The organism is Ligilactobacillus acidipiscis DSM 15836, assembly GCF_001435755.1.
In the GTDB taxonomy this organism is placed as follows: Bacteria; Bacillota; Bacilli; order Lactobacillales; family Lactobacillaceae; genus Ligilactobacillus; species Ligilactobacillus acidipiscis.
On sequence record NZ_AZFI01000055.1, the window covers coordinates 1 to 11,048 of the forward strand.

The 11,048-nt window shown below is 41.2% G+C and carries 12 protein-coding genes; 4 read left to right on the plus strand and 8 right to left on the minus strand.

All coding sequences use genetic code 11. From position 1 onward, the window contains the following. Positions 1 to 56: 56 nt before the first annotated feature. Positions 57 to 812 (plus strand): hypothetical protein, encoded by a 756-nt coding sequence (locus FC65_RS05350; RefSeq protein WP_056971832.1) that lies wholly within the window; start codon positions 57 to 59, stop codon positions 810 to 812. 101 nt (positions 813 to 913) lie between these two features. On the opposite strand, the gene FC65_RS05355 is transcribed toward FC65_RS05350, so the two are convergent. The 3 genes from FC65_RS05355 to FC65_RS12370 all read right to left on the minus strand — a co-directional run bounded on the left by FC65_RS05355 (position 914) and on the right by FC65_RS12370 (position 2,439). Further along, a complete protein-coding gene (locus FC65_RS05355; RefSeq protein WP_231920853.1) occupies positions 914 to 1,771 on the minus strand; it encodes a class A sortase in 858 nt (285 codons plus the stop codon). 69 nt (positions 1,772 to 1,840) lie between these two features. After that, positions 1,841 to 2,074, minus strand: coding sequence for a hypothetical protein (locus FC65_RS12365; RefSeq protein WP_235803078.1), 234 nt, complete (start codon positions 2,072 to 2,074; stop codon positions 1,841 to 1,843). A 17-nt stretch (positions 2,075 to 2,091) separates the two neighbouring features. Beyond that, the gene (locus FC65_RS12370; RefSeq protein ID WP_235803079.1) at positions 2,092 to 2,439 is read right to left on the minus strand and encodes a TetR/AcrR family transcriptional regulator; all 348 of its coding nucleotides are present in this window, start codon (positions 2,437 to 2,439) and stop codon (positions 2,092 to 2,094) included. A 169-nt stretch (positions 2,440 to 2,608) separates the two neighbouring features. Between FC65_RS12370 and FC65_RS05365 the strand changes: the two genes are divergently transcribed. Then, positions 2,609 to 3,382 carry a sulfite exporter TauE/SafE family protein gene (locus FC65_RS05365; RefSeq protein WP_056971833.1) on the plus strand — a complete coding sequence of 258 codons (774 nt, stop codon included), beginning with the start codon at positions 2,609 to 2,611 and terminating at the stop codon, positions 3,380 to 3,382. Positions 3,383 to 3,504: 122 nt separating this feature from the next. On the opposite strand, the gene FC65_RS05370 is transcribed toward FC65_RS05365, so the two are convergent. Both FC65_RS05370 and FC65_RS05375 read right to left on the minus strand, forming a co-directional pair. Next, positions 3,505 to 3,954 (minus strand): hypothetical protein, encoded by a 450-nt coding sequence (locus tag FC65_RS05370; RefSeq protein ID WP_010497471.1) that lies wholly within the window; start codon positions 3,952 to 3,954, stop codon positions 3,505 to 3,507. Positions 3,955 to 4,004: 50 nt separating this feature from the next. Further along, positions 4,005 to 4,646 carry a L,D-transpeptidase gene (locus FC65_RS05375; protein WP_010497473.1) on the minus strand — a complete coding sequence of 214 codons (642 nt, stop codon included), beginning with the start codon at positions 4,644 to 4,646 and terminating at the stop codon, positions 4,005 to 4,007. 243 nt (positions 4,647 to 4,889) lie between these two features. On the opposite strand from FC65_RS05375, the gene FC65_RS05380 reads away from it, so the two are divergent. Next, a complete protein-coding gene (locus FC65_RS05380) occupies positions 4,890 to 5,714 on the plus strand; it encodes a hypothetical protein (RefSeq protein WP_056971834.1) in 825 nt (274 codons plus the stop codon). A 212-nt stretch (positions 5,715 to 5,926) separates the two neighbouring features. Here FC65_RS05380 and FC65_RS05385 read toward each other — a convergent pair whose 3' ends face one another. From FC65_RS05385 to FC65_RS05395, 3 genes are all read right to left on the minus strand, one after another. Then, positions 5,927 to 7,894, minus strand: a complete 1,968-nt coding sequence (locus FC65_RS05385) for a PTS fructose transporter subunit IIABC (RefSeq protein ID WP_056971835.1) — start codon at positions 7,892 to 7,894, stop codon at positions 5,927 to 5,929. A 197-nt stretch (positions 7,895 to 8,091) separates the two neighbouring features. Beyond that, positions 8,092 to 9,009 carry a 1-phosphofructokinase gene (pfkB, locus tag FC65_RS05390; RefSeq protein ID WP_056971836.1) on the minus strand — a complete coding sequence of 306 codons (918 nt, stop codon included), beginning with the start codon at positions 9,007 to 9,009 and terminating at the stop codon, positions 8,092 to 8,094. 5 nt (positions 9,010 to 9,014) lie between these two features. Then, positions 9,015 to 9,764, minus strand: coding sequence for a DeoR/GlpR family DNA-binding transcription regulator (locus FC65_RS05395; RefSeq protein ID WP_338088169.1), 750 nt, complete (start codon positions 9,762 to 9,764; stop codon positions 9,015 to 9,017). A gap of 242 nt (positions 9,765 to 10,006) precedes the next feature. Here FC65_RS05395 and hemH point away from each other — a divergent pair, with 242 nt between their 5' ends. Beyond that, positions 10,007 to 10,948: a ferrochelatase gene (hemH, locus tag FC65_RS05400; protein WP_056971838.1), complete on the plus strand. Its 942-nt coding sequence runs from the start codon at positions 10,007 to 10,009 to the stop codon at positions 10,946 to 10,948. Positions 10,949 to 11,048: the final 100 nt, after the last annotated feature.

The following is an 11,048-nucleotide window of genomic DNA, read 5'->3' on the forward strand; positions in this document are numbered from 1 at the left end:
ACCTCAAGGTAAAATTATGAATAATCCAGGCAGATATCAAAAAAATCGTTGATTACTTGAATAAAGTCTGGGCAAGTTCTGTGATCAGCGCCTATAGGATCACTAATTTTGTTTTGACCTTTTTGGTAACTATCGAAGAACTTAATACTGACATGCTGTCGAACTTACAAGACTATGATTCAGTAGAGAAACTCACACATCAACAAATAGCGCTTATCCATCAATCATTAGGTGAAAATTTTTCTCAGATCAGTTTATTTTCTTTAACTAATAAATTATTAAAGATAAACGCTAAAATGTTAGTTCCAGTTTACCTAGATACTTCCTATGATAGGATGAAAGATTGGAATTTTTATGAGGATTCCTACGTGTCGATTGCTCGCTTAGCCAAACAGCTCTTACAATGTCGTGCTGACTTTAAATCCGCTCGACCGTTGGGAAAAAATGAGAACACACAGTTGTATTACTCATACCTATTCGCCATTTTCTCTGAGATCCCTGCCACAGCGTTCTCCGATCAAGTTCGCATAGCAGTTGATTTTTCGCAGGGGATCGAATATACCGACTACATCAAGAAAAAATTGGAAGAAATGGCTTTGTTAAATATCCAAATTGACAGGTTTGTTAATCCTAAAACGGACATTTATATAACAAATAATTTTGACCCAACTTTTAAAAATGATCAGGTTGTGTGGGATCATCCACCGTTAACTAAGGATATGGTCAATTTGCGTGAACTGATCGTAAGAGTCAAAAATGCTAAGCACAAAAAAACTGCCAATAATAATTTAAGCAGTAACACAGAGAATTAAATTCTTACAAATCCTAAAAGTAAAAAAATACCAGATAAAGAGATTGAATCTCTCGTTATCCGGTATTTTTTCATTTAATTATTACTTGGTAGTTTCATCTTTCAATTTACATTTTTTGTTCCGCCTGCATCTCCATTGCTGCCTTCTTCAGTTCCTGGGTTAAACCAATCTACTCGGGCATTAGTCGGTTGCTTAGTCAGGTCAAAATAGTTCACAGCCTTAACTGGTGCTTTCCGCCAGGAATATTGCTTGACTATAGTCCCCTCCGTAATGATCCGGTATTGCGTGCTAGGGTATAGACACGTAATAATAGTAACTCGTGCTTTTTTGGTTGGATTCAAAACACTGACATCAGTCGGCTTGACGATATGTTGACGCACGATGCGATATTCATAGATCCCCTTTTGGTTTGCCAAGTAGATTCGTTCTCCATTCAACCAATCATTATCATGTAGTTTGCCATTCACGATATAAGGTTCATCTTGTTCCAAGTTTTGCTGGAGCGGACTAAAACCAGTTTTACCATCATAAAAATTATGACTTGCGAGTCCATAATTGCTGACGCCCATTTGCGGCTGCTTTTTTCCCTCTGGATCCACTTCATTGCGGTTAGCATAATCAGCACCGGTTGCAAGTCCCTTTTTGGAGTATGCATCATCAAAGACCGGCTGCAAGATCTTGACCCGAGGCACACTGACAAAGCCTTGCTTGGTCAATCCCTTATCCTTTTGGGTTTGGCGCATAATCTGGTCACGGATCTTTTGGCGCTTTTGCCAGGACATACTATCGTTATCTTGTTCATTGTGCTTAAAATAAGCATCTTGTTGCTGGTGATTAAAAAAGTTTTGCATACCAAACCAGTTTTCCTGATAGCTAGTATAGCCTAACAGGCCCAGGCCTGCCAAAATTAACAGAAATGACAGCATGGTCCAAAGCCAATTATGTTTTTTCTTCATCATTCATTTTCCTCAAAGTTATTTTTACTTGCTGTTTAGTTTACAGCGTACAGATTAATTATTCAATTTCTATTATTTACCAGTCTGCTTCTTTTCTTGGCATGAAATATGCCAGCCAAGCTGTTGAGCAACTCCCTGGTTTAACACACTACTAAGTAACCCAATGATTTCTGTTGCTTGTGGCCGGTCAGTCCGTTTAAAGTAAAAATTCAAGGCTGTCAATAAAAGCGAAGCCGTCGTTTCTACCAAGAAATCAATTTGAAAATCCGTTTGTCCATCTTTTTGACCAAGATGCGCTTTGATCATTTGATCAAGAAACTCAGTCAGTTTCTCCCTGAAGGCCGGGTCACCATTTGGCCCAACAGCAATTGATAATAAACTTTATATTTTTGATATAAAGCCATACAATGCTCGACCGATAATGAGAGGTCATCCTTAGCGATAATCTTTTGAACAGCGGGTTGAGCCATATCAGGTAAAAGTTGCTCCTCGAATTTTTCCAATAAATCATACATATCAGAAAAATGGGCGTAAAAAGTACTCCGATTGCAGGCAGCTAATTCAATGATTTCACGCACAGTGATCTTCTCAATCTTTTTTCTTGAATACAACTGCCAAAAAGCAGCCATAATTTTTTGCTCTGTTCTAGTTATTTTTCCTACCTGTGACATATATAATACCATTCTTTCCCAAGTTTAGTGCCCGACAAAATCAACTAAATTGTTGGTTGCTCTCACTCTTAAAATTCGTATAATTTTTACTTGTTGAACACATTATGGTAAGTAACCACAAATGTTTTATAAACATGTGAACTAGTAATTATGAAAGGGGAACAGAAACATGCGCTTTATTATTTTAGCAGTTGTGGGGTTAATTATGGGGGGTGCGACCGTCATCACTGGTGGAGGTGCCGGCGCAATATACGTCAGTGTGTTGACGATCTTCTTCAATATCTCACCTGCAGTAGCCACCGCTACTTCACTAGCTACCATGTTTCCAACTGCTGCGGTCAGTGCCTACTTGCACGCTCGTTCTTCCAACGTTAACTTTAAAATCGGCTGGACCATGCTTGGTTGGGGAACGATCGGTGCTTTAGTCGGTTCATATTTTTCTAATGACATTCCAGATAATGATTATAACACGCTGATCGGAGTTGTTATCATTGCTTTGACTGTCTTGATGATCATCAAGAAAAGAAAGCCGACTGACATCAAAAGCGAAGAACATGAAAATAAAAATAAAAAATTTTTGCAGGCCAGCTTTTTCGGGATCGTCAGCGGACTTCTCTCAGGCTTAGTTGGGACTAGCGGAACAACTGCGATCATTGCAGGACTCACTTTATTAGGTTGTACAACAATGCAAACTGTCGGAACTTCCGTTTTCGTTTTGGCTGGGATCTCTTTAGTCGGATTCCTGATGCGGGTAGGCGTTGGTATAGTTGACTGGCCGCTAGCTGCAGCACTCGCTGGCAGCGCGATAGTTGGTGCAATTTTAGGAACATTTTTACTAAAAAAATCAGTCACAAAAAAATCGTCTTCTCAAAACAACAGCTTGATCGATGCACTGATCATTATCGGCAATCTGGCAATGGGGATCGCCTTACTCTTTAAATAAACTGCACGCAGATCACCGTAAATTTTGATCATAAAATAATACACCGAGCTAAAATCGTCCCCCAAGTATTAGACTTAAAACCTATAATATGTAACATTCAAGGACAGAATGACTTTTTTGGTTTAGAGCCAGGCGGGAGTATTAGTATCATTTAAAGGCACGAGAGTTTCATTGGCTCCCACTAACAATGGGACATCGCCTTCCCTCGCCCATGCAATGATAGTTTCTTCCGGATAATTCATCTTTTGGGCACACGCAGCTACGGTGATTGCTTCTTGTTTATTAAAAATCATACTCAAATAATTGATATGCTCAAGTTGTCTTTTTTCATTGATGCTCCGCTGATTTTGCTTAGTTAGTGGTACAATAGTTGCTCCATTTTCTTCATCTAATAAGGGAATGTTGCCGTCTTGCGCCCATTTAGCGACTGTTTTAACAGTATAACCGGACAATTTAGCTACTTGTTGCACCGTATTGATGCGTTCATCATTAAAGGCATCGCGTAATTTAATGATCCGTTGATTTCTTTTCTCATTACTAGCTTCTCCCAAAATCCCCAAATTTCCCACCATCACTCTTCCCTTCTGTCAGCAAATTATCTAGCTTAAACTTTTAAGTAATTTCAATCAATAACGACCTTCGTATCTGTCTGCAAGTTGTGGTACATCCACCTGGCATCAGGTACGGATAAACGAACACAGCCGTGCGAATTAGCTTTTCTACCTAATTCCTCGGCTTCTTTTTTAATAAATTTTCCCTTTTGATCCGTTGGCACCGAATGAAAGAGATAAACACCATGGCCCTTAAATGACACCCAATATTTTGCTCCCTCACCTGACTGACCATTATAGAAAAAGTCGCCCTTTTCAGGTTGAATATACCAAGTACCCTTTGGTGTTGCCTGTTCTCCGCCTGCACCAGTTGAAGCATACATCGTATAGATTTTTTTCGAACCGGACATCAAGAAAACACGCGATTTGCCAGTCGAAACATGGATCCAAAAATCGTCGATTTTAGCTAGCTCAGGATAGGCCACTGTTTCAGAAGACTTTTTCCAGTTGATCGGTCGGCGCATCACCGATTTTTTAGTTTTTTTTCTGTGTTTGACTTGTACCTGCCTACTGCCTTTTTTAAGCTGTTTAGTCTTTGTCTGTGTCAACTGGTTATGTGGTTCGATCTGGTCAGAGATCTTTCCGATTGCAAAAGTTACGCTCAAACATAAAACTAGGCCCGCAATGAATTTTGTTACTGCTTCTTTTTTCACTCTTTCTTACGCCCCCCCCTAAATTTCTCACTTGAATTTATTATAGCGAGCTACAATGGATCGTGCAAATTAATTGAGCCTAGCTGATCGTGATCGCCTAACTACACCTAAACAATTTATTTAAGTATCATATTTTTAACTGATCTTAAAAAAATTGAGTATCTATTCACCCATAATAATTAATCTCACGAGTTTTTTACCGATATAATAGATTGAATGACTTAACATAAAGGAGTCTTTTGCTTGTTAAATAATTATTTACCCTTTACCGACAGCACTAAATATCAGGAATTGCAATTAGTTTCATATTGTTTACAAAACTCAGAAGAGTGGAGCTGCTTCAAGGATGTCACGACATCTCTAGCAATCACAAATTATAAATTAAAACAACTGATCAAAAATATAAACGCAACCAGCTTGATCACAATAGATATCCAAAACCGGCAAAAGAGCTTTATCAAGATCAGTGACACAGACCCCATTGATCTGCAAAAGATAACCACGCACGCTGCGCTTCACTCACTAAAATTTAAAATATTTCTTCATTTATTTATGAATGTGGCTTCCCGTACACAAGAGGATCTGCAAAAAAAAGAAGGTATCAGCGCGGCCACATATTTTCGCTCTAAGAATGCCTTGTTTCAGAGTTTAGGTGCAGAAAAAGTAACCATGATCTCCACCAGCGAAGCTGAAGTCCGTTTACTGATCACAAATGTCCTTTATATGTTCAAATATGACAAACTTTTTAATATAGCCGAAGTTTCAGGGACGATCCACACTTTAACGGATATCTTGACTTCACACTTAAATCTAACCAGTAAACAACAAGAAAAATTCTTTTATTTTTGTTGGGTCAATTACCTTCGCTATCGGATGGGCATGACCCTGTTAGCTACTGATAGAAAATACTTTTTAGCTAAAGATAACTTGCCGGAAGATCTTGCGTTCACAGAACAACTCGCCACCCTTTTACCTGAACTATCTAACTCAGACTTAGAAATCTTTCAAAGATTCTGCCTGTCTTTTCTTAACCCGCAGACTACACAACCAGAAAAAATATTATTATAAAAAATGGCTCTGGGAGCGAGCTTCCCATGTGTCATTTTTTTAAATAAACGATTTCAACACATAACTGGTCAGTACAAACTAAATTCATTTTCAACATAACCTTACAAGAGTGCCTCCCTCACCAAGTAATAACTAACATCTTTGAGTCAGTCAAGGACAAAAATACCTTCCACAAAAAATGCCACCCCAGTTGGAGTGACATTTTTTATTAATTATTTAGCAGCTTTAACTTCTTTTTTCCATAGACCAAGAATTACACCAGCAACGATCGAACCAACGATCACCGCTAAGAAGTAACCCCAAATATTTGTTGCAAGCGGAGCAACCCAGAAACCTCCGTGAGGTGCAGGAACACCGACTTTCAAAGCACCAACAATGGCACCGGCAACTGCAGAACCTATTACACTTGAAGGAATAACGTGGCCTGGGTCAGCAGTAGCAAATGGAATGGCGCCTTCTGTGATGAAGGAGAAGCCTAAAATCCAGTTCGTGACACCAGCTTGACGTTCTTGCTTGGTAAACTTGTTCTTCCAGCCCAAAGTAGCAATAGCTGTGGCAAATGGAGGAACCATACCACCGACCATAACTGCCGCCATCAGCATTGCTGCTTGATGGGAGTTCGGGTCATTGACGAATGCACCAGCGGCGAAAACATAAGCAGCTTTGTTGAAAGGACCGCCCATGTCGATCGCCATCATACCAGCCAACAGCAAGCATAAGATCACTGAGTTACCTGTTCCTAAGTGGTTCAAGAAGTTTGTGATCCAAACGTTGATCGTTGAGAAGATCGGGTTGACGATGAAGAACATGATCAAGGCAATTACCAGTAAACCAACGATCGGATAGATCAACATTGACTTCATACCAGCAACAGATTGGGGCAGCTTAGCACAGCTCTTTTCCAACCACTTCATGAAGTAACCGGCAATAAAACCAGCTGCTAAACCACCTAAGAAACCACCAGCTGACTTGGCATCAGTCATGACGTTGGCCGTGTAGGCTCCGCCATAAGCACCCGTGTAAACAGTTGCCATGAAACCACCAGCAAAACCAGGCATCAAAGCAGGCTGATCAGCAATCGATTCGGCAATGTAAGCTGCCAAAACTGGGACCATGAAAGCAAAAGCCATGTTACCAGCGTTGTTCAAGAAGATAAAGGCCAACGACTTGTCACCGCCAGCATAGTTTTCAACGATAAAGGAAATGGCCATCAAGATCCCACCACCGATAACAAACGGTAACATGTGGGAAACACCATTCATCAATTGACGGTAGATGCCGCTCCAACCAGAATCACCAGTATCCACGGAATCATCAGAACTTTCACTGCCAGTGGCATGGTAAGTTCCTACTTCGTCGTTTAAGATCGAGTTGATCAAAGCTTCAGGGTCTTTGATGGCGGCAGTAACAGCTTTACTTGTTAGCTTCTTACCATCAAAACGTCCCATGGAAACTTTCTTATCAGCAGCGATAACAACACCTTCGGCCCGGTCGATCTCATCAGCACTCAACTTATGTTTAGTACCTTCAGAACCATTTGTTTCGACCTTGATGTTAACACCCAACTTTTCAGCAGCCTTTTTCAAATTATCTTCAGCCATGTAGGTATGCGCGATCCCGTTAGGACAAGCAGTTACGGCTACGATATAAGGCTTATCGCTTGCAACAGCGGCTTTGTCTTGTTGTCTTTCGGCCTTTTCTTGTGCTTCATTTTCGGCCTGTTTCTTTCCAACAGCTTCGGAGAAAATTGCTTGCACCTTGTCAGGCGTATCAGCATCATTCAAAGAAGAAACGACTGCTGGATCCAACAACACTTGCGACAATGCAGCTAAAGCCTGCAAATGAGTGTTGTCGCCGCCTTCAGGCGCAGCAATCATAAAGAACAGATGAGCTGGTTGACCATCAAGCGAGTCGTAATCAACACCCTTAACACTGCGGGCAAACATTACGGCCGGTTTCTTAACAGCCGCATCGTGTGCGTGGGGGATCGCGATCCCATCGCCCATCCCAGTCGAGTTTTCTTCCTCACGAGCTAAAATATCTTTTTTGTATAATTCTTCGTCGTCGATAATACCTTTTTCATAATAGTGGTGTACCATTTCATCGATCACGCCGGCTTTAGTGTCAGCTTCCAGATCCATGATCATGATATCTTTCATCAATAATTCACGAATATCCATTGCTCTAAATTCCTTCCATCATTTGTAGGTCAAATCCAGTCAAACAAATTCACATCCCAGCAGCTTCGCTCATCTTACTATGTTGAACAAAACAACCAGCCTCATTATCTGACCAGTAAAGACCCGCTGATTGCTCCAAGAAAAACGTGGTGCTTTTTAGCCCCGCCTTGTCCTTGAAACTTATTTAACTTACTTATCTATTCTTCCCATTCCGTGATCTTGATCTGTGGTAAGATCTCCGCAATTTTTTCACGGATTGCAAGATCCTCAGAGAAGGTTGTGGCTGAACCACAAGCTAAACCATACTTAAAAGCTTCTTGTGGATCTTTAGTACGAGCAAACGTGCCTGTAAAGCCTGCAATCATTGAATCACCAGCACCTACCGAATTAATAACAGTTCCCTTAGGTGCCTTTGAACGGTAGACTTTATCCTGAGTGACCATTAAACCACCATCAGCAGCCATTGAAACTAAAACATGCTGGGCACCGAGCTCCAACAGTTTACGTGCATATTTTACAATATCTGCAATGCTGTTTAATTCAACGCCAAACAAATCTGCCAACTCATGATTGTTTGGTTTAACAACGAGCGGCTGTTCCGGCAAAGTTTTTAGCAAACTTTCCCCGGTCGTATCGATCACAAACTGCGCACCCTTGGAACGAATAATCTTGATCAAATCTAAATAAAAATCAGTGCTTAAGCTTGGTACTAGGCTGCCGGCAAAAATCACCGTGTCAGCGGGTGTCAGTTGTTCGAACTGTTGGGAAAAGGCTGCAACTTCAGCAGCAGTGATCTGCGGTCCTTGACCGTTGATCTCTGTTTCGGTTTGTGCCTTGATTTTAACGTTGATCCGGGTGTCGGCCGCGATCCGCGTAAAATTGGTGCGTAAGCCAAGTTCTTGTAAGGAATCATCAACAAATTCACCGGTAAATCCTCCTAAAAATCCCAGCGCTGTATTATCAAGCCCGAGTTCTTTTAGGATCCGGGAAACATTGATCCCTTTTCCACCTGGCATTTTGTTGTCATAATCCATGCGATTGACTTCGCCCAGCGTTAATTCTTTAAGCTGAACAATATAATCAATTGCTGTATTGACAGTCACTGTATAAATCATGACATCTAGACCTCCAAAATATTAGTTTGCCTGCTGTATTTGTCGAAAACAACACGCGGTATATCAGTGGTAATCAGCGTAACTTGTTCGAGATCAGCAATCTTAACAAATGAAACGGCATCAAACTTAGAACCATCTGCCAAAACAAAAACTTCTTCTGCTTGACCTAAAGCGGCTTGTTTAACAGCTGCTTCTTCAGGGTCCGGTGTTGTTAAACCGTATTCATCATGCACACCGTTAGTTCCTAAAAAGACTTTGTTGAAACGATACCGCTGTAAGTCACGCACGGTTTTAGTCCCGATGATTGCTTTAGTCGTATTCTTGAGCATCCCGCCAACTAGCAGTGTCCGGATGCCTTGATCAGCTAACTGTGACGCATGGATTACACCATTCGTCACAACAGTTAAATGCTGTTCTGGTCTCAAATAACGAACAACAGCCAAAGTACTTGTCCCAGCGTCTAAGAAAATGACGTCTTCATCAGTGATCTTGGCAGCTGCCAACTGTGCGATCCGGTCTTTAGCAGACACATTTTGGGTCGACTTACCGGTCATATCCATTTCTCGTTGCAAGTCGTGTTTGGCCTTGGCACCGCCATGGATCCGAACTAATGAGCCTTGCTCTTCTAAGATCTGCAGGTCACGTCTGGCAGAAGAAGCAGAACATTTTGTCTGTTGGCAGATGTCCTTTAATTTGACCACTTTGCTGTCCGAAAACATCTCCATGATCATTTGTTGTCTTTGCTCTGCAAGCACTTCCATTACCCCCCGCAAGTATATTACCAAATCACATCTAAAAAATCAATCACATTCCGTCAAAAACTTTCAAATTATTCCAAATAATGCCTATTTTGCTGAACCTTTGCGTAACTTTGGTTATTTTATCTCTAAAACGTTCAAAATCATCCAAATGTTAGCAGCCATTAAGCGAAGGTTCATTTAAAGTGAATTATATATTATAATCAACTGTAATCATTTTCACAAAGGAGAAAGCTTATATGGATAAAAAAGCCGTAGTTCTTATCAACTTGGGAACACCTGAAAAACCAACCACAAAAAGTGTGCGTGAATATCTGAACATCTTTTTGTCAGACCAACGCATCATTAAAATGAGTCCGTTTTGGTGGCAGCCGATCTTACATACAATGATCTTACCACACCGGCCACAGAAATCTGCCAAACTATACCAGCAGATCTGGCGTGAAGATGGCTCGCCTCTCCTGACCTATGCGAGAACACAACAGAATTACCTGCAAGAACGTTTGCCAGACTATCGAGTAGAGATCGCCATGTCTTACAGTCACCCTCGGATCAGTGAAACATTTTACAAACTGCGGACTGCCGGCTATCAAGATATCACGATCATCCCGTTGTACCCGCAATATTCAGGTACGACTGTGGGCTCAGTTTATGACGACGTTCAAAACTACTTCCGCAAAACTGACAAGATCGTGGACTTACGTTTTATCCACTCTTTTTACAAGGAAGACGACTACATCAACTACTATGCTGAAAAAATCAAGGAACAACTGCAAAAAACGCCAGTCAATGCCTTGCTTTTCTCCTATCATGGCGTGCCCGTCTCATATGTTGCAAACGGCGACCCTTACCCGCAAGAATGCCGCGAAACTACTGCAAAGATCATGGAAAAAGTTGGCAAGGTCAAATATTTTCAAACTTTCCAATCGAAATTCGGTCCAAGCGAATGGCTCAAACCCGCTACTGATTCCACACTCAAGGGGCTGCCTCACCGCGGCTATCGCAAGATCATGGTGATCGCGCCGGGGTTTGTGGCCGATTGTCTGGAAACTTTACATGAGTTAAAGGTCGAAAATAAGGGCTACTTTATGACTCATGGCGGCGAAGAATTCGTCTACCTGCCGCCATTTAACGACGATCCCAAGTTCGCCGACCTCTTGGCTAAATTAGTCAGAAAGTAAGATAATAAAAAGAACGAGAAAATTGCCGCTGTTAGCAATTGATCTCGTTCTTTTGATATGCACTACTTTAATTTTGGTTCTATAATATTTGGTACTGATA

Bases quoted from the DNA above. Each gene is read 5' to 3' on its own strand.
- FC65_RS05355 (WP_231920853.1), bottom strand. From the start codon at position 1,771: ATGATGAAGAAAAAACATAATTGGCTTTGGACCATGCTGTCATTTCTG.
- FC65_RS12365 (WP_235803078.1), bottom strand. From the start codon at position 2,074: ATGATCAAAGCGCATCTTGGTCAAAAAGATGGACAAACGGATTTTCAA.
- FC65_RS12370 (WP_235803079.1), bottom strand. From the start codon at position 2,439: ATGTCACAGGTAGGAAAAATAACTAGAACAGAGCAAAAAATTATGGCT.
- FC65_RS05365 (WP_056971833.1), top strand. From the start codon at position 2,609: ATGCGCTTTATTATTTTAGCAGTTGTGGGGTTAATTATGGGGGGTGCG.
- FC65_RS05370 (WP_010497471.1), bottom strand. From the start codon at position 3,954: ATGGTGGGAAATTTGGGGATTTTGGGAGAAGCTAGTAATGAGAAAAGA.
- FC65_RS05385 (WP_056971835.1), bottom strand. From the start codon at position 7,894: ATGGATATTCGTGAATTATTGATGAAAGATATCATGATCATGGATCTG.
- pfkB (WP_056971836.1), bottom strand. From the start codon at position 9,009: ATGATTTATACAGTGACTGTCAATACAGCAATTGATTATATTGTTCAG.
- hemH (WP_056971838.1), top strand. From the start codon at position 10,007: ATGGATAAAAAAGCCGTAGTTCTTATCAACTTGGGAACACCTGAAAAA.